The sequence below is a fragment of the Tatumella morbirosei genome, assembly GCF_000757425.2.
GTDB lineage: Bacteria > Pseudomonadota > Gammaproteobacteria > Enterobacterales > Enterobacteriaceae > Tatumella > Tatumella morbirosei.
In genome coordinates this window covers 141,697-165,475 of the sequence record NZ_JPKR02000004.1, presented here as the reverse complement: position 1 = coordinate 165,475, position 23,779 = coordinate 141,697, and the positions used below count along the sequence as shown (strand labels likewise).

Below are 23,779 nucleotides of genomic sequence, written 5' to 3'. Positions count from 1 at the left end.
AGTTATAAAAAAATATCAGCATCCCTTATCCTGGTAAGTCTCTTTCCTGCCAGTGACGGGACTTATAAACCTGCTGCGCCCAACCATTGTTCAGCAATTTTCCGGTATTCACCGGTCTCCTGGCTCAGATGCTGCCACTGATCGACATACTGTTGCCAACTACTGTCATCGCGCGGAATCATGTAGGCTTTTTCACCATATTGCAGCGGAGCTTTCGGGTTCAGCGCACATAAACCCGGATTCCGTCCCTGTTGATATTCTGCTTCAGAGGCATCGGTTATCATAACGTCTGCTTTTCCGTTAAGAATCTGGCTGAAGATGGTGACATTATCAGGAAACAGTTGCAGGGTAGCCCGCGGCAGATACTGATGAACAAAGGCTTCATTGGTGCCTCCTGCCGGTTCAGTTACCCGCACCTCCGGGCGATTGAGTTGTTCCACCGTCTGATACTTTTCCCGATCGACACAACGGACCAGCGGAATTTTTCCGTCACTGCCGAGCGGTCTGGCAAACCAGGCAATTCGCTGACGATTCAGAGTGACCGATACCCCGCCTACCGCAATATCGCAATGCTGGCTGACAAAATCATCACTGAGAGTCTTCCAGCGGGTCGCAATCCACTGTGGTTTAGCCCCAAGGCTGGCAGCCAGTGATTCAGCCATCGAAATATCCAGCCCTTCATAGTGCCCGTCAGGCCGCAAGAAGCTATAGGGCTTATAATCACCCGTGGTGCAGACCCGCAACACTTTTGTCTGCAATACCGTATCAAGATGTGATTGTGCACTGACCATCAGCGGCAGTAACAATAGGGCCGGACAGAATACTTTTAACATTTTTTTCCCCGCAAGCAGTGATAACAGATTACATTCCCTGATTATTGCGCTGGCTGCAAAGGTATTATGCAGAACAGGCTATTTTTTTCTGCAACGTTGCGGTTAACAATAGGCGCATACTTTTCAAGAGGAACAGACAATGAGTAAGATCCTGATTATTGACGGGGGCACCACATTCGGCCATTCCGCCGGACGCCTGAACCATACACTCAGCGACGAAGGTGCCAGCGAACTGAGCCGTCTGGGACATGAAGTGTCAGTCACCCGCATCGACCAGGGATACGACATTGAAGCAGAAATTGAGAAATTTGCCAGTCATGACACCGTTATCCTGCAAATGCCAGGTTGGTGGATGGGTGAGCCCTGGACGGTAAAAAAATATATCGATGAAGTCTTTACCTATGGCCACGGGCGTTTATACGCCAGTGACGGACGTACCCGTGCCGACAGTGAAAAGAAATATGGTTCCGGCGGACTGCTGCAGGGCAAAACCTACATGCTGTCACTGACCTGGAACGCACCATTACAGGCATTTACTGATCCTCAGCAATTCTTCGAGGGTGTGGGTGTAGATGGTGTTTACCTGCACAGTCATAAAGCGTTCCAGTTCCTGGGAATGAGTGGTCTGCCAACCTTTATCTGTAATGATGTGATCAAAAATCCCCAGGTTCCGTTGTACCTGGAAAATTACCGTCAGCATTTACAGCAGGTTTTCGGTTAATTTTTTGTCGTCGCCGAGGGTGGCAGCAACAGGTCGTGTTCAATCACGGCCTGTTGCAGATAATCCAGAAAACAGCGGATTCGGACCGCCAATGCGGTGTTACGGTAGTACAGTGCATGAACCGGTAATAACATACTCTGTATTTCCTGCTCCAGAATCGGTACCAACCGCCCCTCTCTCACCGCCACTTTCGATGCAAAATCTGACAATCTTGCGATCCCCTGACCGGCAATCGCCAGCTGCAATAGCGTTTCGCCACTCGATGCACGCAACGTCGGGGTAATCTGAATGAATTCCTGACGATGATTAAACACTGGCCAGTGGTTATGCACCACAGGCTGAGTAAATCCCAAAGTACGATGGTCTGCCAGTTGCTCTGTCTGCTCCGGTATACCATAACGACGCAAATAATCCGGACTGGCAAACAAGCGCAACGGGCTGTAGCCAAGGATACGCGCGTTAATGCGGGAATCCTGCAATGCGCCCATGCGAATCGCGATATCCGTTTGTTGTTCCAACAGATCAATCGGCAGATCATCCGTTGTCAGTTCAGGGTCTATCTGCGGATAACGGCTGATAAATCCCCCCAATAGTGGCACGATCACATGCTGCATAAATGAGGGGGCGGTATTAATTCGTAACCGTCCGGAGGGTGTTTCACGACGCACGGCCAGTTCATCTTCTGCCGATGCCACAGAGGCCAGAATTTGTCTGGCCCGCTGAAGAAACAGCTCACCTTCCGAAGTCAATGCCATCCGCCGGGTGGTCCGCAGCATCAGTGTGGTATCCAGCTTAATCTCCAGACGGCTCAGTGAGCGGCTGACAGAAGAGACCGTCATTGCCAGTTGTGTGGCAGCAGCAGTGATTGAGCCGCTGTCTGCGACCGCGACCCAGATTCGCATATCTTCCAGTGTGACTTTCATTGGTGAGTTCAGTGGTCCCCGCCATCCACGTTGAACGAATGGATGGTCCTGTAAACATTCAAAGATTGCAGTTTGCCACCGTCAGGGCGGTGGCTACCAGAGAACCCGCACAAAATACCTGCCCAGGGGGGAGGACGACCTGCTGTCCCGTATCAGACGATTTGCCCTTCCATAATATAAAAATCGCCACCCATTGTCGTGTAGTAAACGTAGGAGCGGCCAGTGTCGAAGTTATCACAATGCACCACGGTATTATTATCCGATTCCTGCCAGCTGATCAGAAAACTGCCGTCAGCGAGGGCACGCCACTGAAAAGGCACATCCATGACCGTCCCGTGAATATTGTCTGGCCTGAGAAACATAATGCCGGGCTCAGATTACGTGCCTTTCTCCAGTTTTTTGCCCGTGAGTTTATGAATCACCCGATGCTGAAGTCGCCCGCAGAGGTTCAAGAGGCAGATAAAGGAAGGTCAGATCCAGCCACCGACCAAACTTAGTGCCGACTTCCGGAATTCTGACTTCACCGGTAAACCCGAGTGACTGATGCAATGCAATCGACGCCAGATTCCCGGATTCGATAGCAGCCACCATCACATGTAATCCCTGTGCGACCGCCAGCGAAATAAGTTCATTCATCAGCAACCGCCCCGCCCCGTTGCCCCGAAAGTCATGCCGGACATAGACCGAATGTTCAACGGTAAAGCGGTAACCTTCTTTCGCACTCCACTCTCCATAGCTGGCATAACCGGCGACCTTATCCTGCTCATCTGTAATCACAATCACCGGATAACCTGCCTGTTGCCGCTGAACCATCCATGACTTGCGCTCTTCACCGTCTACAGTGTGATCGGTCCAGATAGCCGCTGAATGAACAACAGCATGGTTATAGATACCGGCAATCGCTTCACAATCCTCAACATTGGCGTGGCGTATTTTCATGGTGGACACTCTCCGCTCAGTTTACTAAAATGGACAATAATTTAATATAGTGAATATCCACCATGATAGACGAAATGTCCAGTAAAGAAGACGATATAAATATACGCATCGGCCTGAAGGTAAAAAGCGAGCGGGAAAATCGTGGCTGGTCACTGACCACCCTGGCGGATCATTCGGGAGTGTCGCGGGCAATGATCCACAAAATTGAACGGGGAGAAAGTAGCCCAACCGCCACACTTCTGGCGAGACTGGCCGGTGCATTTGGTCTTTCCATGTCACAGCTGATTGCTCTGTCAGAAGTCACTGCCGGAACTCTGTTACGCCATGATCAGCAGCCGGTCTGGCAGGATCCCGAATCCGGTTATATCCGCCGCCATGTCTCCCCCGGCGCGATCCCCGTCGATCTGGTTAGTGTCGAATTACCCGCCGGCGTTTCGGTGCCAATGCCCGCCATCTCATACATGTCACGCAGACAACTGATCTGGGTACTGGAAGGTGAACTGGTGTTTAGCGAAGGCAATCATCAATTTACACTGGACCGCGGCGACTGCCTGGAATTAGGTGATCCTGTGGATTGTGTTTTTACTAACGCCAGTGATCAGTTATGCCGCTACGCCGTGGTAGTCCTGAAAGCACAGTAATCAGAGGCTGGCAGAAGTCCTGCCGCCCATAGTTACTGCTGCTGTGACACCCGCAGCAGTGCTTGCTCCAGAGAAGCAGGGAACATCTGACCGTGGCTCAGCCCGGGAAAAAGCAGATAACTGGCCGCAGCGCCTTTGTTATGCAGCTGAGTCACGGTTCTGCTGACCGCACCCAATACATCATTCCCTGGTGCCGCATTTTTCCGTTGCGGATCGCCATCACCTTCCATCAGAAACAGTTGTTTATCCCGCAGCTGTTCAGCCGGAAGTGACGTCATCTGTGTCAGCAGGCTAAAGTCCATCTGCCCCAGCGATGGACTGGCGGAATAATACTGATGAAAGAAATCCGAATTAACATACGAGTCCAACACCCATAGCCCGGCAAATGAGTGTCCCCAGACCCCACGTTGTGCGGTATTCAGCGGCAGACCTTTTTCTGCCTGCGGTGCGATAGTCTCTTCCAGCAATTTACGGAACACCTGACTCCCGCCGGTAGGTCTGCCACGGCTCCTCTGTTGCAGGGATGTTCCGCCCCCGGACGCCGCAGGGGTATAGTCGTAGGTCCGGGCGTTAAGATCGAACGGCAGGTCGGTCTGATAACCGACCGCCACAATCACAGGCGGGTTATGTTGCGACAGCTTTTCCAGCAGCGGTTCAGAGAGCTTATCCATCACTGAGTTACCGTCCAGCATATACAGCACCGGATACCCTTTCACCGGTGGTGTTTTATCAGGAATTGCAGTCCACACCCTGTAATGTCGCTGTCCATCTGCCGAATCGAAACTGTTCATCCTGAAGTGGTAGACTGCCGAACCTTTGTCAGCAATGTTAGGTCCCAGTGGGGCCATATTGGGTCTGGCATTTGCCACAGTGCAGGTGCCGACCAACCACCCGCTAATACAGATCAGCGATATCAGAGTTTTGTAGCCAGTCAGTCTGCAGTCAGAAGCATTCATCAACATCTCTCCAATCGTCATACCGCCGGCAAAAACTGGCGGTATCGGGTTAACACTGTCAGACAATCAGCGGAAATCAGGGCGACGGATCGCCGCCCTATTGCACTGATTATCAGAAGTGCATTCCCAACTCCATGTAGTAAGTACGTCCTGATTCGTTATAGGTGCGGGCACCGGCTCCATAGGCGTAAGTTCCACTGGCTCCTGAAGTTAGGGCATTACCCTCACGGTAGTGACGTTTATCCAGCAGGTTATCGATACCTGCAGTCACATCCACATTTTTATTCACACTGTAGACTGCGCTAAATCCAAACACCGCATAAGGATTCACCTGCCAGGTTTCTGTGCCGGAAGTAGCGACTCCCTGAGTATTATATTTTTGCGGTTTTTGTCTGCCATACCAGGTCATGGTGCCCTGAACGGCTAAATCATTGGTCGCCTGCCAGTCCAGAGTCGAGTTGATGGTAAATTTAGGAATAATCGACAGGTAATCACCGGTAGATTTATTCTCATTCGCAATGATATAGGTGAAGTTGTTATTCATCGTCACGCTATCACTGATCGGGAAGTTAAGAGTACCTTCGAGTCCCTCCACCAGTGACTTAGGTACGTTGGTCCACTGATAAATATTAGAAGTGCCGTTGTAGTACGCAGAGCTGGTACCGGCCTGGATTTTGTTACGGTAATCGTTGCGGTACCAGGTCAGACCAGCCTGAACACCATTGTGATGGTATTCAATCCCAATTTCTTTATTGATGCTGGTTTCAGCCTTCAGGTTTTTATTGCCCTGCAGGTAGCAGGTTGACCCTGTGTCATAACAACCGTTGCCATTGCTGTACAGCAGGTAGTTCGGGTTGGTCTGGTAAAGATTGGGCGCTTTCCATGCCCGCGCAATCCCCATCTTCAGAGTGAAGTCATCACCCAGATCCTGAGACAAATTCAGAGACGGACTGATATTACTGCCGGTATAAGACTGATGGTTAAAACGCACTCCTGGCGTCAGACGGGTTGAATCGGTCAGGTCGATATTATCTTCGGTATAAATACCCCAGATGTTTGCCGAGCTGTATTCACTTCGGTTGGTTTCAGAGACTCCGTCAATTTCTGACGTCGCGGTATAGGAATTCGACGTCGGATCCTTCATCGCCTGATGGTTAAATTCAGCGCCAAAGGTCAGGTTTTGCTGCACCCAGCCATTGATCGGAATGTTAATATCCGAGTGGACATTAGTGTCATTCAGATTAATGGTGGCGAAACCTTCATCGGTGGTTGAAAACAGCCCTTCCAGGCCGCCGGATAAACCTTCTTTCAGGCGGGTATTACGGGTTTTCTCGAACTGGATGTAGTTATTGGTGGTGACACCATTATCCCAGGCACCGGTATATTTCAGCGCCAGAGTCTGGCGATAAATAATGTTGGTTTCCTTCCCGTAGTAAGCTTTGGTCAGAGTTGAACTGTTAGTATTCTGGGTATCTCCTGCATACAGATTCCCCTGACGGCTGTAGCCTGCATCTAACTCCAGTGCCTGCATCGGAGCGAATTCCCAGCGCAGCACACCGTTGATATTTTTGTTGATGACCCCTTCACGGCCCGCCGGAACCTGGCCTGCATATTTCCCGGTACGTTCTGCGGAATGGCCGTCGTTAATATTCTGACCATCGGCCTGGGTCTTACTCCAGTTACCGTACAGACGCATCGTCAGGTTATCGGTCAGCCCGCCACTCAGGTCGAAGTTTTCACGTTTAGTCGCCCCTTCCTGTTTGTGTTCCGGTACGTTGTAATAACTGTTAAAGCTACCATGCCAGGTTTTACCGGTCGGTTTAGTGACAATATTCACTACCCCACCCATAGCTCCATTTCCATACATAGCTGCAGCAGGTCCGCGAATGACCTCGATATGATCGATCATCTCCGGAGGCACCCAGTTGCTGTCGCCGCGGGTATCACGTTCGCCACGCCAGCCATAACGCACGGAGTTCTTGCTGCTGACCGGCATACCGTCGATAAGGATCAGCGTATTTTCCGGTCCCATACCCCGGATATCAATCTGTCGGTTGTTACCGCGCTGACCACTGGTAGAGTTGCCCGTCAGGTTAACGCCAGGCATGGTACGGATAATTTCAGATACATCGCGCTGAATGGGATGTTTTTTGATGGCTTCCTGATCGATGATCGAGACCCCCGGCGCCTGTAAGGTCTGTACCCGGCCGGTCACTACTATGGTGGATCTATCCTCTTTCTTCGCCTCAGGAGCGGATACGTTTTTGGTTTCAGGAGAGGCCGGTTTTGTCACTGCTGCGGCGGTGTTTTGTGTGGAATTCTGATCCGAAGTAACGGCTGCTTCAGACACAGGGATAAGAAAACTGCCTGCTACCAGCGATGCCAGCAGCGAGTATTTCAATGAGTTATTTGCCATAGAAGAGTATTATTGCTGTGTATTATTATTGAACAGAAATAGTAATGATAACTATTCTTAATTTCAATAACACTCTGAAATACCAACGTAAGAAAATCGTAAAGCCCTTCATCCTGCCTGAGGTAAAGGTAAGACTCTCCGTGACTACGGGGCTATTGAGTCATTTTTCATTAATAAATGTTCAATAAACTCCGATAATTTTGTCATTTTTTTTATTGGAATACATAAGTTATTACAAATAGAATGGCCCATAATTTTAGCGACAAGTGTCCGAAGAATTTAAGGTTGCAATGAATACATCCCGACAGGGTATCTATCTGGTTTTACTCGCCGCTACGTTGTGGGGAAGCTCAGGGGTCTGTGCCCAGTATCTTTTTGAATCATATCATTTTAGTGCCGGTGGAATGACAATGCTCCGCCTGCTGGCTGCCGGTCTGCTGCTGACCTTGCTTGGAATATTACAAGGCAATCATCCGCTGGCCATGTTCCGCGAAGCTACTTCTTTCAAACGACTGCTGATTTTCAGTGTCTTTGGTACCCTGCTGGTCCAGCTCTCTTTTCTGATCACTATTCAGAAAACCAATGCGGCAACGGCGACGGTATTACAGTTTCTGGCCCCGGTGGTGCTGGTGTTGTATACCATGTTCAGCAAGCGAACCTTACCTGGGCTGATGACTTTTATCGCTGTACTGACTTCGCTGGCAGGTACGGTATTAATGGCGACTCACGGTGACCTGTCCTCGTTGCAACTTCCGGTATGGGGACTCATCTGGGGATTAATTTCTGCCGGCGCAGCGGCATTTAACTCATCTTACTCGTCAAAACTGATCCGCCAGTTCGGTACCTTACCGGTGGTCGGAATCAGTATGCTGATTGCCGGAGGCTGTCTGATTCCGTTTTGCCTGCCGGGACTTCACCTTGGGCAGCTGGATACCACTGGCTGGCTGGCGCTGGGATATCTGGTGCTGGTAGGAACCGCCTTAACTTTCAGTCTGTTTCTGAGAGGTGCCTTTCTGACCGGCAGCCAGAATGCCAGCATCCTGAGCTGTGCTGAACCTCTGAGCAGTACCATACTGTCAGTATTAATACTGGGAGTATCTTTTGGTGTGGCTGACTGGACAGGATCGCTGCTGATTATTCTGTCGGTAATATTTATTACCTTAGCTCCGGACAAACAGCGGGCAAAAACCACCTTAACTGAGCTTTAACTCCTTCATATCACAGGGAAATGTTGATTTTACAGTGGTAAGGCCGAAAGGAAATTACCGGCAGGCGCTTAGCCTGCCGTCAGCCACTAGACTTCAATGTCAACTTTATCACCGCGCTCCTGCAACCAGTTACGCCGGTCTTCTGAGCGTTTTTTCGCCAGCAACATATCCATCACTTTTAGTGTTTCATCCACATCATCGTCATCAACGGTCAGTTGAACCAGGCGACGGGTATTAGGATCAAGAGTGGTTTCACGTAACTGCAGCGGATTCATCTCACCCAGGCCTTTAAAGCGCTGAACGTTGACCTTACCGCGTTTACGTTTCAGTTGTTCCAGAACCCCGGCTTTCTCGTCTTCATCCAGCGCATAGTAGACTTCTTTGCCAAGATCGATACGGTACAAAGGCGGCATGGCAACATAGACATGCCCCCCTTTTACCAGCGAACGGAAATGACGAACGAACAGCGCGCACAGTAAGGTGGCAATATGCAGCCCGTCAGAGTCGGCATCGGCCAGGATACAAATCTTACCGTAGCGTAGCAGGCTGAGATCTTCGCTGTCCGGATCGATGCCGATGGCTACAGAAATATCATGAACTTCCTGCGAAGCCAGCACTTCATCCGAAGAGACTTCCCAGGTATTCAGTATCTTGCCTTTCAACGGCATAATGGCCTGATACTCCCGGTCGCGGGCCTGTTTCGCTGAGCCTCCTGCGGAATCACCCTCTACCAGGAACAGTTCAGTTTTATTCAAATCCTGCGCGGTACAATCGGCGAGTTTGCCGGGCAGTGCCGGACCACTGGTAATTTTCTTGCGTACAACCTTTTTCGCCGCCCGCATCCGCCGCTGAGCGCTGGCAATAGCCATTTCTGCCAGTTGTTCTGCCAGCTGGACATTCTGGTTCAGCCACAGGCTAAAGGCATCTTTCACCACTCCGGATACAAAGGCTGCCGTCTGCCGGGACGAGAGACGCTCTTTGGTCTGTCCGGCAAACTGCGGATCCTGCATTTTTACCGACAACACATAGGCACAACGATCCCAGATATCTTCTGCCGAGAGTTTGACTCCGCGCGGCAAAATATTCCGGTATTCGCAGAAATTGCGCATCGCATCCAGCAGTCCCTGACGCAACCCGTTAACATGAGTTCCGCCCTGCATCGTTGGTATCAGGTTAACATAGCTTTCTGTCAGTAATTCACCCCCTTCCGGCAGCCAGAGTAAGGCCCAGTCAACCGCTTCGGTATCGCCGGAAAAACTGCCGACAAAGGGTTGTTCGGGTAATGTCGGCAGGCCATCCACCGCTTCTTTCAGATAATCTGTCAGCCCGTCCTGGTAACACCAACGTTGCTCAGTATTGTTCGCTTTATCGTGGAAAATAATCTCCACGCCCGGGCAGAGCACGGCTTTGGCTTTCAACAGATGAGTCAGACGTGAGACTGAAAAACGCGGACTGTCAAAGAACGACGCATCGGGCCAGAAATGCACACGGGTTCCGCTGTTACGGCGTCCGACGGTGCCGGTAACCCGCAGGTCTTCGACTTTCTCGCCGTTTTCAAACGCCATTTCATACACTTCGCCGTTACGACGCACCGCTACTTCAACACGGGTCGATAACGCGTTCACTACCGAGATCCCTACGCCATGCAGGCCACCGGAGAACTGATAGTTTTTGTTAGAGAACTTACCCCCGGCATGCAACCGGCAAAAAATTAATTCAATCGCCGGTACACCTTCTTCGGGGTGAATATCCACCGGCATTCCTCGTCCGTCATCAATCACTTCCAGTGACTGATCAGCATGCAGGATTACTTCCACACGTTTGGCGTGTCCGGCCAGTGCTTCATCGATACTGTTATCGATGACTTCCTGCCCAAGGTGGTTAGGACGCGTGGTATCCGTATACATGCCGGGGCGCCGACGAACGGGCTCCAGCCCGGTCAGTACCTCAATAGCATCCGCGTTATAACTTGATTGAGTCATCGTTCTCTTTTCGTTAGTTCTGAATTTTGTTAGCCGGATGCGAAGTTATTCGCTGGCTATCCCCAGGAAATCAATAAGCTGCGCAAAATAGCGATCAATGCCCTGGAAGGCATGATCTCCCCCTTCCTCGATGGTCTGCCGGCAGGCGGAGTAATACTCCAGTGCGACGCGATAATCGAGGACTTCATCTCCGGTCTGCAATAACAGCCAGAGCAGGTCCGGAGCCTCAAGGGGATCAATATGCATCACCTTCAGATCATAGATATGGCGAGACTCTAACACATAATCTTGCCCGGTGTATGGGTTCCGGTTGTCGCCGAGAAAATCTTCCAGTAGTTCAAAAGGCCGGGTCGCCGGGTTAATCACCACCGCCGGCAGCATAAAACATTGTGACAACCAGGTCGCATAAAACCCCCCCAGCGAAGATCCGACAATACCCAACGGACGCCCGGCATGTTGCATCACCAGTTCCTCCAGCAGCAATGCCGCTTCATCCGGATAGGCAGGCAACTGCGGGATCAGCAGAGTAATTTCCGGATGGTGCTGCTGAATCCATTGTTGTAACAGGGTGGCTTTTGCTGAACGGGGAGAGCTGTTAAAACCATGCAAATAGAGCAAGGTGGACATTAGTTAATATCCTTCCGATTCCATATCTGGCAGAAATTCACGGGTATTCAGACGACACACCTGCGTCGCCAACTGACCATCGGCTCCCAGTTTCAGCCAGCGCCAACCCGGAGCGACAGAGTCGATAGTGAATCCTGAACAATGGGGTTTGAACTGCACACAGGTTGAAGGCGTTGCCAGCACCCGGCGGCCTTGCCAAATCTCGTCCATTTCCTGATGAATATGGCCGCAAAGCAGGGTTGCAGCCCGGGGATATTTTTGCAGAATCATATCCAACTGATGAGAATTACGTAAGCTGTGCTGATCCAGCCAACTGCAACCTGATGCCACAGGATGATGGTGTAACAGAATCACGGTATCTCTGTTGGGGTAAGCCGCCAGCGCAGTTTCCAGCCATTCCAGTTGAAACTCACTCAGCATACCATGAGGAACGCCATACACCTGGCTGTCCAGCAACAGCATCTGCCAGCGATTGCCGAGCAACACATGTTTAGACTGGCTGATACCGGCTTTGGCCAGAGTATCGTACATTGCCGGCTGAAAATCGTGGTTTCCGGGCAGCCATACACAAGGCGCGGGCAGGCGTTGGATACCCTCTGCAAAATGCTGGTACGCCTCCACAGAATGGTCCTGCGACAGATCGCCGGTGGCAATAATCAGATCGTAATGCTGTTGCGAAGCGATCACCTCATCCAGCACGGCCTGATAACCCGCCCAGGTATTGACCCCCAGCAGAGTTTCATTTTTTCCCTTAAACAAATGCGTGTCGGTGATTTGCAGCACTTTGATCTGCAAATCGTCAGCAATCCCGGGGACTAACACATTATCCAAGGCAAATCCTTAGTGAGTACACCATTATTCTTTAATATACGGCCTCAGCCATTGCGCCGTAAATCAGGCAATAACGTAGCCATTCGGCAAGAAACTGGTTTATCTGATGTTTTTCATCACGCTGATGCAATTTTTTATTCGGGTAATCATAACGTGCTTTAAAACGGTAGATCTGTTGAGTCGAACACACTTCCGCAACCATAGCATCATGATAAAGTCTGACAGACATCGCCGGCAGACTCCAGTAACTTACCGCCGGGGCTATCTGGCTGATATTGACTCTGGTTGTGTAACGCGTTGATTCTTCAATGGCCAGACGGTATCTGGCACCATTAATCTGATAGGTAACTGTGGCACCTTCCTGTTCATCACGCGGTAACAGACGACGCAACTGAGCGTAATTTGTCTCGTTAAGGCGCATCATCTCAGGAAAATCCGGGGTGTAACGTTGTCTCATGTGGTTGTCCACTCTTGTTTCAGTCTTTTGTAGTGCAGTTCCAGCCATTGCAAAGCAATAACTGAGGCTGCGTTATCTATAATCCCCTCTTCTACCCATTGATAAGCCTGTCCCCGGCTCACCACCCGCACCAGAATATCCTCATTCTCTTCCTCCAGCCCGTGATATCCCGTTGCCTGGCTGGCATCCACTTCTCCGACCATTATCGAAATTCGTTCACTGGTTCCTCCGGGGCTTGAAAGATAATTTAGCACAGGTTTAATCCGGCCAACGGTCAATCCGGCTTCTTCCTGTGCTTCGCGACGGGCAACATCTTCATCGGACTCCCCGGGTTCTTTCATACCCGCCACCATCTCCAGTAACCAGGGGGTTGCTGAATTGTCATAGGCAGGAATACGGATTTGTTCTGTCAGAACCAGTTGATCGCGGTATACATCATACAGCATTAATACGACAGCATTACCACGTTCCAGGACTTCTCGCGTCACTACCCCACTCATTCCCCCGCCATACAGTCGATGACGAAAGCGGTATTTCACTAAAGAGAAGAAACCGTTATAAACCGGGTCTCTGGTAATAATTTCGACATCACTACGGCCGAAAATAACCGGAGAAGGTGATAATTTTTGCATCGTTGACTCCTGAGAACCTTTACTGACAAGCTGATGTAAAGTTATATACTGTAATTGTTACACCCCATTGCGGGGGATTCAGTCCTTTATTTCGCATGATCCGGAGCAGAAGGCACGTTCAGCCAACTTAAGATGCCATCTTACTCTGCTAGAATCGCTGATTATTTTTTGGCTCCCGACAGCACCATTTATGCAATTTCGCTGCAATACAAGGAATGCAAATGAAAAAATTGCTCCCCGTTCTTATTAGCCTGAGTCTTGCCGGCTTTTCTCAGCTTAGCCAGGCCGAAGATTTACTTCAGGTTTACCAACAGGCCAGGGCAACTAACCCGGACCTGCGCAGTGCTGCTGCCGATCGTGATGCCGCGTTTGAGAAAATCAATGAATCACGCAGCCCGTTATTACCTCAGTTAGGTTTGGGCGGCGATTACGCTTTCAAGAGCGGGTACCGTGATGGCAGCGGTCTGCACTCAAATGCAGTCAGTGCATCACTGCAGTTAACCCAGACTATTTTTGATATGTCGAAATGGCGCGCGTTAACACTTCAGGAAAAAACAGCAGGAATTCAGGATGTGACCTATCAGGTTGCCCAACAGGATCTGATACTGAACACAGCAACAGCCTATTTTAATGTGCTGAATGCCATTGATACACTTTCATATACTGAAGCACAAAAGCAATCTATTTACCGTGAACTCGACCAGACGACCCAACGGTTTAATGTTGGCCTGGTGGCGATTACGGATGTGCAAAACGCCCGCGCACAATATGATGCGGTTCTGGCCAATGAAGTCACCGCCCGTAATAATCTCGACAATATGATGGAAGCATTGCGTCAGGTGACAGGAAATGATTATAACGCACTGGCCTCACTGAATGTGGGTGTATTCAGAACTCAGCGTCCTGAAACCATTAATGCGCTGCTTAAACAAGCGGATAATCACAACCTGACCTTGTTATCTGCCCGTCTGACCCAGGATTTAGCCCGTGAGGAGATTAAATCTGCGGAAGCCGGACACATGCCAACGCTGGGTCTGACCGCTTCGACCGGCCTGTCCAATACCCGATATGGTGGTAAGTATGCCAATACTACCAGCTCTACGGATAACAATATTACCGGCAACAATCAGATTGGCCTGAGCCTGTCCATACCGCTGTATAGCGGCGGCGCAGTCACCTCGCAGGTCAAACAGGCTGAGTATAATTTTGCCGGAGCCAGCGAAAAACTGGAAGCCGCACATCGTTCAGCGATTCAGACCGTACGTTCTTCGTTTAACAACGTTAATGCTTCTATAAGCAGTATTAACGCTTATAAACAGGCGGTGGTTTCTGCGCAAAGCTCACTGGATGCGATGGAAGCCGGTTATCAGGTAGGTACCCGTACGATTGTTGATGTACTGGATGCCACCACCACCTTGTATAATGCCAAGCAGCAACTTTCCGATGCGCGCTACAGCTATATGATTAATCAGCTGAATATTAAATATGCGCTGGGTACCCTGAATGAACAGGATCTGGCGGTATTAAATTCACAGTTAGGTAAACCAGTACCGACATCACCGGATGTGGTTGCCCCGGAAAACCCGCAACAGGAAGCTTATGCCGATGGGACTGATACCCCGGCAAAAGCCACCCCTGCGGCAGCACGCCAAACCCGGTCTACCCGCCACAGCGGAAATCCTTTCCGCCAATAGTTCTGAATTTGCCGGGGAACCCAGCTCCCCGGCAAATCTATGTATAGCAACGTAAAGATCCCCGTCTCACCGGCCCTGCCGCTTCATTTTTAACCGGCCTTCCCCTATCCTTATTCCTGACCTTTGGGCTATGGAAAAATAAAATGAAACGGACAAAAAATATCCGGCATGCTGCTTTTCGTAAAAGCTGGCAGGCGCGCCATCTGACGCCGGTTGCAGTTGCCATTTCGGCAGTTGTACTGCTCAGTGGCTGCGAACAAAAAGATGAAAAAGTCACAATGTACATGAACGCCGATCAATGCAGTTCGGCCAACCCGGGCCAGGAGGCTCAATGCAGCGTGGCCTATAACAATGCGGTCAAAGAAGCCGCCCGGACGGCACCTAAATATGCCAGCCGTGAAGACTGTGTGGCCGACTTCGGTGAAAACCAGTGCCAGCAGGCGCCGGCTCAGGCATCTACCGCCGCCGAACCACAGCAAAGTGGCAGTTTCTGGATGCCACTGATGGCAGGTTACATGATGGGCAGAATGATGGGGGGAGGCATGGCGCAGCCACTGTTTACCCCGCGTAATCCGGCGAGTCCGGCGAATGGCCAGTTTGTCGATGCTGCCGGCAAATCCTATGGTCCGGCAGCGGCCGGCCGTACTGCCACCGTGCCGAAAAGCGCTATGGCACCCAAACCCGCAACCACGACAACCATTACCCGTGGCGGATTTGGTGAGTCTGTGGCGCGACAGAATACCATGCAACGGCAGAGTGCCGCTCCGGCAGGTCGCAGTACTTCCCGTTCATTCGGGGGCTAATCCAGATTATGCAACGAGTCAGCATTGCAGAACGGCCGGACTGGCGCCGTAAAGCCGAAGAGTATGGTTTTAATTTTCACACCATGTATGGCGAACCCTACTGGAGTGAAGAAGCCTGTTATCAGTTTAGCCTGTCCCAGATTGAATATCTGGAAAATGTCACGGCAGAACTGCATCAGATGTGTCTGCAGGCGGTTGAGAGAGTGGTCGGCAGTGATCAACTGCTGGATAAATTCCGCATTCCTAAGCATGTACGGGAATTCGTGACCGAATCATGGCATAGCCGCCAGCCATCGCTCTATTCCCGACTCGATCTGGCCTGGAGTGGCAGCGGCGATGCTAAACTGCTGGAAAATAATGCCGATACCCCGACTTCATTGTATGAAGCGGCATTTTTCCAGTGGATCTGGCTGGAAGATCAGTCTGCGGCAGGGGTGTTGCCCGCGGGCAGTGATCAGTTTAACAGTTTGCAGGAAAAGCTCATCGAACGGTTTGCGCAGCTGCATCAGCAATCCGGTATCAATTACCTGCATCTGAGCTGCTGCCGGGATACCAGTGAAGATCGCGCAACCATCCAGTATTTACAGGATTGTGCAACAGAAGCAGGACTCCCGAATGAATTTTTGTATATCGACGATATCGGGCTTGGCGAAAAAGGTCAGTTCACCGATATGCAGGATCAGGTGATCAGTAATCTGTTCAAACTCTATCCCTGGGAGTTTATGTTCCGTGAATCTTTTTCCATGAAACTGGCTGATGCCGGGGTGCGCTGGCTGGAACCGGCCTGGAAAAGTATTATCTCGAACAAAGCTATTCTGCCGCTACTTTGGGAGATGTTTCCGGGGCACCCTAATCTGCTGCCCGCATGGTTCTGTGAAGATAATCCGCCGCTTCCGGAAAAATATGTGGTGAAACCTCTGTTTTCCCGCGAAGGTGCCAATATCAGGATCATCGAACAAGGGCGCGAAATTGCCGGTGCCGATGGCCCCTATGGTGAAGAAGGATCGATCATCCAGCAATATCATCCGTTACCGGTGTTTGGTGATAACCACACTGTCATCGGAAGCTGGCTGATTGATGATGAGCCCGCAGGTATTGGCCTGCGTGAAGATAAGCAGCTGATTACTCAGGATCTGTCACGCTTTTATCCACATTTCTTTACCAGCTAAGCCTCTTTACAGGGGACAACGCTTTTTGTCCCCTGTAATGCGGGCGGTTATTCCACCAGCACTGACAACATACTTAACGACCCCATTTCAATGCCGTCAACCGGTACTGAAATTTTATCTTCCGGTGTCGCTGCGCCCAGCACATACAGCAGGGGCAGGTAGTGCTCAACCGAAGGATTCGATAAGGCGGCACCGTCATGCTGCATAAAATTCACTAACGGATGTTGCGCCGGATTGCCCTGCCACTGTAGATTTTCCCGCACATAATCATTAAAAGATTCGGCCCAGGGGTAAGCTTCATCGCCGCCTCCCCAGCGAGCTTTGCGCAGGTTATGTACCACATTGCCACTGGCCACAATCATCACACCCTGTGAGCGCAATGCCGCCAGTTTCTGTCCCAGCTCATAATGGTATTCAGCCGGTTGAGTACCATCAATACTTAGCTGAACGACCGGAATCGACGCGTCCGGATACATTTTGATTAACACGCCCCAGAAACCATGGTCCAGGCCCCAGTCGTGGTCCATAATCACGGGTACCGGCGACAACAATCCCGCGACCTGCTCCGCCAGTTCCGGAGATCCCGGCGCATTATACATTGTGTCAAATAACGCCTGCGGGAATCCCCCAAAGTCATGGATAGTCCGGGGGGTTTCCATCGCCGTCACTGCTGTGCCACGGGTATACCAGTGGGCAGAAATCGCCAGAATGGCTTTTGGCCGGGGTAACTGTTGCCCCAGCGCCTGCCAGCATTGTGTATAACGATTATCTTCCAGCACATTCATTGGGCTGCCGTGCCCTAAAAACAGAACCGGCATACGTGAACCCGTCATCATATTTCTCCGCAAACTCAAATTGCTCATGTATGACAAAATACTCTTTTTTACAGGGAACACACCCGGTGGATAATGATGATCATATTCAGAGATTTTGAATGACACGCAGAAAGCAGGTGAGGTGACAGGCTGGCAGGCATAAAAAAAGCTGGCAGAATTTGCCAGCTTTCAGAAAACTGAGTACAGAGCGCCCGGTATTCAGACGGCCTGGCGATTATCGTGCTGTTGACGCCAGGCAATCAAATCCTCAATAGTGACTACCGGCATGTTGTGCTGTTTAGCAAACACAATGGCTTCCGGTGCACGGGCCATTGAACCATCATCATTGGTCAGTTCGCACAGTACACCCATCGCTTTAAATCCGGCCAGACGGACCAGATCAATCGTCGCTTCAGTATGTCCACCACGGGTCAGGACGCCACCTTCGCGAGCACGTAACGGGAACACATGGCCAGGACGGTTCAGATCAGAAGGTTGGGCATCATCAGCTACTGCGGCACGCACGGTCGTGATACGGTCTTTAGCAGACACACCCGTGGTTACGCCCTGAGCAGCTTCAATGGTCACAGTAAAACCAGTACCGTAAGGGCTGGTGTTGTTATCAACCATCATGGGCAAATCGAGCTGGCGGCGACGCTGTTCGGTCATGCACAGGCAAACGATACCACTGCCATGACGAATGGTCAGAGCCATCTGTTCAACAGTCATGGTTTCTGCCGCGAAAATCATATCCGCTTCGTTTTCGCGATTTTCGTCATCAAGCACCATCACACCGCGATTTTCGCGGAGTGCCGCAAAAGCACGTTCTACACGCTGTTCAGGCGTGCCAAATTCAGAAAGAAGAGTCTGATTCATGGTAAAAACCCTTATTTGATAAATGTTACCAGAACCAGGGCAGCTTAGGAGGAATGTCAGTAAGACAAAAAATAACGGTAAGAACCGGTCAGGCTCACTAATGTATCGTTACCCTCTCCCATCCGGACTCTAACCGTCGGCCCCGGAATTACACCGGATCTGCTGACCTTCAGCCAGGGGCTGAAGCGCTCGCGGGCTTTCAGTGAAAACTGATTTACCGCCGGTGGGGAATTTCGCCCCGCCCTGAGAATAAGCAAAATCACTATATCCCCAAATGTTAAAAACGGCAATCACCTGGCGACTAAAAGTTATTAACAGATCCTGCGGTTTAATTAATAGGTTTCCCGTTTCCGACAGAGGCATTACACTTAAGTTATCCAGGGGGCGCCACCGACAGCGCCTCATTCGCTTTCGGGCGACAACTACAGGAACCGGTCATGATTGATACTAAAAAAATTGAACAGCTCGCCCGTCAGGTACAGGATGCTATGCCACAGGGGATCCGTAACTTAGGCGATGATGTCGAGAAAAAAATTCGTCAGGTACTCCAGGCGCAACTGGGTCGTATGGATTTGGTCAATCGCGAAGAATTTGATGTTCAGACTCAGGTCTTACTGCGGACCCGGGAAAAACTGGCGGCACTGGAACAACGCCTTAACGCACTGGAGGCCGCGGCCGCCCCGGCGAGCACGCCAATCGCTAAGCCGCCAGCACCCACCGATAGCGAAGCGTAAGCTATGACTGACTGCACTGCGGGAGTCTCAACTTCCGCAGTGCCTGTCCTTATCAGGATGAACGGCTCCTGATGGTTTTGATGATATTGGTGGTAGAAATTCCATCTTCGAAATTCAGAATCCGGACCTCGCCGCCATTTGCCACCACTTCCTGGCCTCCGGCCACCTCTTCAGGCTTATAATCTCCCCCTTTCACCAGCAAATCCGGCAAAATTTCGCTGATCAGGCGTTGTGGCGTATCCTCTTCAAACGATACCACCCAGTCCACCGCTTCCAGAGCCCCCAGTACAATCATCCGGTTGATCAACGGGTTGACCGGACGGCTGTCCCCCTTCAGACGGCGGGTGGAAGCATCACTGTTGACCGCAACAATCAGCCGGTCACCCAACTGACGGGCATTTGCCAGGTAAGAGACATGTCCGGCATGCAAAATATCAAACACGCCGTTAGTCATCACCACCTTCTCACCACGGGCGCGGGCCTGTTCGACAGCCGCTTTCAGTTGCTGTTCGTCCATCACCCCAAAACCACTGTCTGGCCGGGCATGAATCGCATTTTCCAGTTCGACCGGGCTGACAGTCGATGTGCCCAGTTTACCCACCACTACACCCGCTCCCGCATTGGCCAGGAAGCAGGCATCTTCCAGTGAACAACCCGCCGCCAGTGCGGCAGCCAGCACGCCGATCACTGTATCTCCCGCCCCTGTCACATCATAAACTTCCTGAGCCAGGGTCGGTAAATGCACCGGCTCTTTACCCGGCTGAAGCAGTGTCATACCATTTTCTGAGCGGGTCACCAGCAGTGCCGACAGCTCATAGTCGCTCAGCAGCGCCATGCCACGTTGTACAATATCGTCAACATCCCGGCATTTACCGGCGACGGCTTCAAACTCAGACAGATTAGGGGTCAACAGTGTGGCGCCGCGATAACGCTCAAAATCGGTGCCTTTCGGGTCAATCAGTACCGGAACCCCGGCATCACGTGCAATACCAATCAGTGTCTGTACATCTGACAGTGCGCCTTTTGCATAATCAGACAATACTACCGCGCCAACACTGCCGACGGTGGATCGCATCTGCTGATTAATGGGTTCGGGATCGATATTGTCGAATCCCTCTTCAAAATCAAGGCGAATAAGCTGCTGATTTCTTGAAAGAATTCGTAATTTAGTGATCGTCGGATGTGTACTGACTTTGACAAAATCGCAGCCAACATTCACATTTTCGAGGGTACGGGATAAGGTTTGCGCGGCCTCATCGGCCCCGGTCAACCCGATCAGACGTGACGCAGTGCCCAGCGCGGCAATATTCATAGCCACGTTGGCAGCCCCACCGGGACGTTCTTCGATAGTTTCGACTTTAACCACAGGCACAGGGGCTTCAGGAGATATTCGTTGTGTCGGCCCATACCAGTAACGATCTAACATAACGTCACCAATTACCAATACACCCGCACGGCCAAAATCAGGCAGCGTTACTTTCATTCCAGCGACTCCAGAGCGTGTAAACCAGACTAAAAAATTTTGCCGATAATAACATAAACACTCGACAGGAGTGGTTATCTGCAAACAATCTGGCCGGCCATGCAATACAGCCGGCAGAATAAATCTCACTTAAGGCAACAACAAGCGTAAAAAGTTGCCATTATTCAAACAGATTCCGGGTTCTACTCCGCAGGTTGCTCCAGCCAGTGCTGCCAGCTCTGACTGACAATCTGACGCTGCTGTTCAAAGATTTGCGGGTCCACATGTCCGGGTAACGACTGCAATGCCAGATGGTGCAGGGTATCCCGCAAGGTGACATAAGTCGTGGTAAGTTCCGACGCTTCCGGTTCCGGCATAATCCCTCCCCCGGCCATGGCTTCAAAAATCCGCACGTTGTCCGGCCAGCGGGTCAGCGCAGGTTGTCCGGCGGCATAACGCAGAACCAGATACTGGGCAATAAACTCAATATCGGTAATCCCTCCGCTATCGGCTTTAATATCCCAGCGCCCCTTATGCTTATTGCCGAGGTGCTGGCGCATTTTTTCACGCATTTCACGCACTTCGTTTTGCAGCTGCTGTGGATCTCTCGCCCGGGTCAATACTTCGCGCCGGATATCGTTAAAGCGGTTTGCCAGCGACGACTCGCCAAAAACCACCCGGGCCCGCACCAGTGCCTGATGTTCCCAGGTCCAGGCTTCTTCCAGTTGATACTGACGAAAAGCATCACAGGTGCTGACCAGCATACCGGCTGCTCCGGATGGACGGAGCCTGGCATCGACCTCGTATAAAATACCGGACGCAGTTCGGGTGCTGAATAAATGCATCACTCGCTGAGCCAGCCTCAGATAGAACTGACGACTATCAATACTGCGCTCTCCGTCGGTATACGAAGTGTCCGGGCTGTCATGCAAAAAAACCAGATCCAGATCGGAACTGTAGCCCAGCTCAAGCCCGCCCAGTTTACCGTACCCGACGACAGCAAAGCCGCGTTGCTGTTGATCACCGAGATGTGAAGGCCTGCCATAACGCGCCACCATCATATTCCAGGCCTGCTGTACCACGGTTTCCAGAATGGCCTCAGCCAGCCAGGTAAGGTGATCACTCACTTTCATGACCGGCAGTGTTCTGGCGAGATCGGCAGCGGCAATTCGCAACTGTTGTGTCAGTTTAAACTGACGCAATGCTTCCAGTTGTTGCTCTTCATCATCCACCGGAATACGCATCAGATACTGACGCAGTTCATCACGATAAGCATCGGTGGCGGTTGGCTGATACAGCGTTGCAGGGTCAAGTAACTCGTCAAGCAGCAACGGATGACGGGCCAGTTGGTCGGCCACCATAGGTGAAGCCGCACACAGACGTATCAGGTGAGATAACGCGGCAGGATATTCGGTCAGTAATTCCAGATAAGTACTCCGGGTCAATACTCCCGTCAGCAACGGGATTAACCGGTGCAGTGTCTCATCAGCCTGCGAATTGCCACACAGTCCGGAAAGCAGCCGTGGCATCAGTTGATCTAACGCCAGACGACCGCGGGGGCCGATAGTCCGCCGGGCTACATCGTTGCGAAAATCCTGCAATACTCTGAGCAGGCGCTGGCGCTGTTGATCATTCAGCTCAGGAGTCAGCGGTGCTAACTCCCCGGCCTGATAATCGCCGAGCCACAGTTCACTGTAATCACTAAGTTCCGACTGTTCTGCCGCTTCAGGCACATCTTCGCCAATCAAATCATTAAAAATCGTTCGCACCCGTTCCATGTGCTCTGACAGCCGGCTACTCAGACCCGTCCAGTCGTTTTCACCCATCGCCCAGGCCAGACGTTCACGATCCAGAGCACCTGACGGCAGGGTCTGCGTCTGCTCATCATTGATACTTTGCAACAGGTTTTCCAGGCGACGCAACCAGCGCCAGGCATCCCGTAACTGACTGACCTGCAACGGAGGTAATAACCCCAGTCCGGATATCGCTTCCAGCGCCGCCAGCCAGGAGCGCTGTTGAAGTGAACGCTCACGTCCGCCACGGATTAACTGGAATACCTGTACGATAAACTCGCATTCGCGAATCCCGCCGGCCCCCAGTTTTATGTTATCGGAAAGCCCACGGCGCCTGACCTCGCGGGCTATCATGCTCTTCATGGTCCGCAACGACTGAATAACGCTAAAATCGATATAACGGCGGTAGATAAACGGCCGTAACATTTGCTGAAGTTCCTGGTAGCCCTGGTTATCCGCGGGCCCCATGATACGGGCCTTGACCATTGCATAGCGTTCCCAGTCTCGTCCCTGCTCCTGGTAGTAATCCTCTAGTGCTGCGTAGCTCATGACCAGCGGCCCGCTGTCACCAAACGGCCGTAGCCGCATATCGACCCGGTAAACAAAACCATCAATAGTTTGCTGGTCCAGCATTTTGATCAGTCGTTGCCCCATACGGGTAAAAAACTGAGTGTTGTCCAGCTCACGTCTTCCGCCACGGGTAACTCCGTTCTCCGGCCAGGCAAAAATCAAATCAATATCTGAGGAAAAATTCAGTTCACGTCCGCCAAGCTTGCCCATTCCCAGGATATAGAGCGGCTGTTCCACCCCGTCAGCATTACAGGGCATTCCCCAGTCAAGGCAGCACTGGTGATAACACCAGTCCCTTGTGGCGATGATTAATACCTCCGCCAGCTCACTGAGCTGTAGCAGGCTCTGTTCGGTCTCTGCGAGCGATAAACATTGCATCCAGCCAATCCGCACCATCATATAGCGCCGAAAAAGACGTAGCGCCTTCATCATCCCGGCTTCACTGTCCGCGTCCTCCAGCCACTGTTTAAGCCAGACGGCATAGTGTTGCCACTCATTAGCCTGCGGGGGATGCTGCTGTAATTTAGTGCGCCATTCGGGATGTTGTTGCAGGTTTTCGGCGATAAAATCGCTGAAAGCCAGGGCTGCAGATTCCGGCCCGCTCAGGGATGCCACAGGCAGTTCGAGTAGTTCTGCCACTTTTTGGGTGTGTTCTTTCATTAACAAAGGTAACGGCAACATAGACTTATCCTGTGAC

At 51.4% G+C, this 23,779-nt stretch carries 22 protein-coding genes and 1 riboswitch; of the genes, 7 read left to right on the top strand and 15 right to left on the bottom strand.

What is annotated here, in order from left to right; all coding sequences use genetic code 11:
- Positions 1-62: 62 nt before the first annotated feature.
- Positions 63-833: a transporter substrate-binding domain-containing protein gene (locus HA49_RS12075; RefSeq protein WP_046791807.1), complete on the bottom strand. Its 771-nt coding sequence runs from the start codon at positions 831-833 to the stop codon at positions 63-65.
- Between the two features lie 139 nt (positions 834-972).
- Here HA49_RS12075 and HA49_RS12070 point away from each other — a divergent pair, with 139 nt between their 5' ends.
- Positions 973-1,554: an NAD(P)H-dependent oxidoreductase gene (locus tag HA49_RS12070; RefSeq protein WP_038017725.1), complete on the top strand. Its 582-nt coding sequence runs from the start codon at positions 973-975 to the stop codon at positions 1,552-1,554.
- On the opposite strand, the gene HA49_RS12065 is transcribed toward HA49_RS12070, so the two are convergent.
- The 3 genes from HA49_RS12065 to HA49_RS12055 all read right to left on the bottom strand — a co-directional run bounded on the left by HA49_RS12065 (position 1,551) and on the right by HA49_RS12055 (position 3,416).
- The gene (locus HA49_RS12065) at positions 1,551-2,477 is read right to left on the bottom strand and encodes a LysR substrate-binding domain-containing protein (RefSeq protein ID WP_038017722.1); all 927 of its coding nucleotides are present in this window, start codon (positions 2,475-2,477) and stop codon (positions 1,551-1,553) included. The two genes, HA49_RS12070 and HA49_RS12065, sit on opposite strands and share 4 nt — an antisense overlap.
- 152 nt (positions 2,478-2,629) lie before the next feature.
- Positions 2,630-2,803, bottom strand: a complete 174-nt coding sequence (locus tag HA49_RS21460; RefSeq protein ID WP_156994639.1) for a MoaF-related domain-containing protein — start codon at positions 2,801-2,803, stop codon at positions 2,630-2,632.
- A gap of 85 nt (positions 2,804-2,888) precedes the next feature.
- Entirely contained in the window at positions 2,889-3,416 is a 528-nt protein-coding gene (locus tag HA49_RS12055) for a GNAT family N-acetyltransferase (protein WP_046791806.1), read from the bottom strand.
- 62 nt (positions 3,417-3,478) lie between these two features.
- Between HA49_RS12055 and HA49_RS12050 the strand changes: the two genes are divergently transcribed.
- Positions 3,479-4,057, top strand: coding sequence for a helix-turn-helix domain-containing protein (locus HA49_RS12050; protein ID WP_038017719.1), 579 nt, complete (start codon positions 3,479-3,481; stop codon positions 4,055-4,057).
- Positions 4,058-4,089: 32 nt separating this feature from the next.
- Here HA49_RS12050 and HA49_RS12045 read toward each other — a convergent pair whose 3' ends face one another.
- Together HA49_RS12045 and HA49_RS12040 are read right to left on the bottom strand one after the other, a co-directional pair.
- On the bottom strand, positions 4,090-4,905 hold the full coding sequence (locus HA49_RS12045) for an alpha/beta hydrolase (protein ID WP_425427735.1): 816 nt from the start codon (positions 4,903-4,905) through the stop codon (positions 4,090-4,092).
- A gap of 220 nt (positions 4,906-5,125) precedes the next feature.
- Complete coding sequence (locus tag HA49_RS12040) at positions 5,126-7,429, bottom strand: TonB-dependent siderophore receptor (protein ID WP_038017715.1); 2,304 nt, start codon at positions 7,427-7,429, stop codon at positions 5,126-5,128.
- 290 nt (positions 7,430-7,719) lie between these two features.
- On the opposite strand from HA49_RS12040, the gene HA49_RS12035 reads away from it, so the two are divergent.
- Positions 7,720-8,637 carry a DMT family transporter gene (locus HA49_RS12035; RefSeq protein WP_038017713.1) on the top strand — a complete coding sequence of 306 codons (918 nt, stop codon included), beginning with the start codon at positions 7,720-7,722 and terminating at the stop codon, positions 8,635-8,637.
- 86 nt (positions 8,638-8,723) lie between these two features.
- On the opposite strand, the gene parE is transcribed toward HA49_RS12035, so the two are convergent.
- The 5 genes from parE to nudF are packed head-to-tail and all read right to left on the bottom strand — an operon-like array spanning position 8,724 to position 13,166.
- Positions 8,724-10,619 carry a DNA topoisomerase IV subunit B gene (gene parE, locus HA49_RS12030; protein WP_038017710.1) on the bottom strand — a complete coding sequence of 632 codons (1,896 nt, stop codon included), beginning with the start codon at positions 10,617-10,619 and terminating at the stop codon, positions 8,724-8,726.
- A gap of 45 nt (positions 10,620-10,664) precedes the next feature.
- The gene (gene yqiA, locus HA49_RS12025; RefSeq protein ID WP_038017707.1) at positions 10,665-11,246 is read right to left on the bottom strand and encodes an esterase YqiA; all 582 of its coding nucleotides are present in this window, start codon (positions 11,244-11,246) and stop codon (positions 10,665-10,667) included.
- Between the two features lie 3 nt (positions 11,247-11,249).
- Positions 11,250-12,077, bottom strand: coding sequence for a 3',5'-cyclic-AMP phosphodiesterase (cpdA, locus tag HA49_RS12020; protein WP_038017704.1), 828 nt, complete (start codon positions 12,075-12,077; stop codon positions 11,250-11,252).
- A 31-nt stretch (positions 12,078-12,108) separates the two neighbouring features.
- The gene (locus HA49_RS12015) at positions 12,109-12,534 is read right to left on the bottom strand and encodes a DUF1249 family protein (protein ID WP_038017701.1); all 426 of its coding nucleotides are present in this window, start codon (positions 12,532-12,534) and stop codon (positions 12,109-12,111) included.
- Complete coding sequence (gene nudF / locus HA49_RS12010; RefSeq protein ID WP_038017698.1) at positions 12,531-13,166, bottom strand: ADP-ribose diphosphatase; 636 nt, start codon at positions 13,164-13,166, stop codon at positions 12,531-12,533. Before nudF ends, HA49_RS12015 begins: the two co-directional genes overlap by 4 nt.
- Positions 13,167-13,387: 221 nt before the next feature.
- Between nudF and tolC the strand changes: the two genes are divergently transcribed.
- The 3 genes from tolC (at position 13,388) to HA49_RS11995 (ending at position 16,832) form a co-directional block, all read left to right on the top strand.
- Positions 13,388-14,860: an outer membrane channel protein TolC gene (gene tolC / locus HA49_RS12005; protein ID WP_038017695.1), complete on the top strand. Its 1,473-nt coding sequence runs from the start codon at positions 13,388-13,390 to the stop codon at positions 14,858-14,860.
- A 143-nt stretch (positions 14,861-15,003) separates the two neighbouring features.
- Positions 15,004-15,663, top strand: a complete 660-nt coding sequence (locus HA49_RS12000; RefSeq protein WP_038017692.1) for a DUF1190 family protein — start codon at positions 15,004-15,006, stop codon at positions 15,661-15,663.
- An 8-nt stretch (positions 15,664-15,671) separates the two neighbouring features.
- A complete protein-coding gene (locus HA49_RS11995) occupies positions 15,672-16,832 on the top strand; it encodes a glutathionylspermidine synthase family protein (RefSeq protein ID WP_038017688.1) in 1,161 nt (386 codons plus the stop codon).
- Between the two features lie 47 nt (positions 16,833-16,879).
- On the opposite strand, the gene ygiD is transcribed toward HA49_RS11995, so the two are convergent.
- Positions 16,880-17,665, bottom strand: a complete 786-nt coding sequence (ygiD, locus tag HA49_RS11990) for a 4,5-DOPA-extradiol-dioxygenase (RefSeq protein ID WP_038017685.1) — start codon at positions 17,663-17,665, stop codon at positions 16,880-16,882.
- A 201-nt stretch (positions 17,666-17,866) separates the two neighbouring features.
- Positions 17,867-18,523: a 3,4-dihydroxy-2-butanone-4-phosphate synthase gene (gene ribB, locus HA49_RS11985; protein ID WP_038017682.1), complete on the bottom strand. Its 657-nt coding sequence runs from the start codon at positions 18,521-18,523 to the stop codon at positions 17,867-17,869.
- A 106-nt stretch (positions 18,524-18,629) separates the two neighbouring features.
- A riboswitch (FMN riboswitch) is annotated at positions 18,630-18,778 on the bottom strand.
- Between the two features lie 182 nt (positions 18,779-18,960).
- On the opposite strand from ribB, the gene ubiK reads away from it, so the two are divergent.
- On the top strand, positions 18,961-19,257 hold the full coding sequence (ubiK, locus tag HA49_RS11975; RefSeq protein ID WP_038017675.1) for a ubiquinone biosynthesis accessory factor UbiK: 297 nt from the start codon (positions 18,961-18,963) through the stop codon (positions 19,255-19,257).
- A gap of 52 nt (positions 19,258-19,309) precedes the next feature.
- On the opposite strand, the gene hldE is transcribed toward ubiK, so the two are convergent.
- Positions 19,310-20,740 carry a bifunctional D-glycero-beta-D-manno-heptose-7-phosphate kinase/D-glycero-beta-D-manno-heptose 1-phosphate adenylyltransferase HldE gene (gene hldE / locus HA49_RS11970; protein ID WP_038017672.1) on the bottom strand — a complete coding sequence of 477 codons (1,431 nt, stop codon included), beginning with the start codon at positions 20,738-20,740 and terminating at the stop codon, positions 19,310-19,312.
- Positions 20,741-20,922: 182 nt separating this feature from the next.
- A complete protein-coding gene (gene glnE, locus HA49_RS11965; protein WP_038017669.1) occupies positions 20,923-23,763 on the bottom strand; it encodes a bifunctional [glutamate--ammonia ligase]-adenylyl-L-tyrosine phosphorylase/[glutamate--ammonia-ligase] adenylyltransferase in 2,841 nt (946 codons plus the stop codon).
- Positions 23,764-23,779 lie beyond the last annotated feature (16 nt).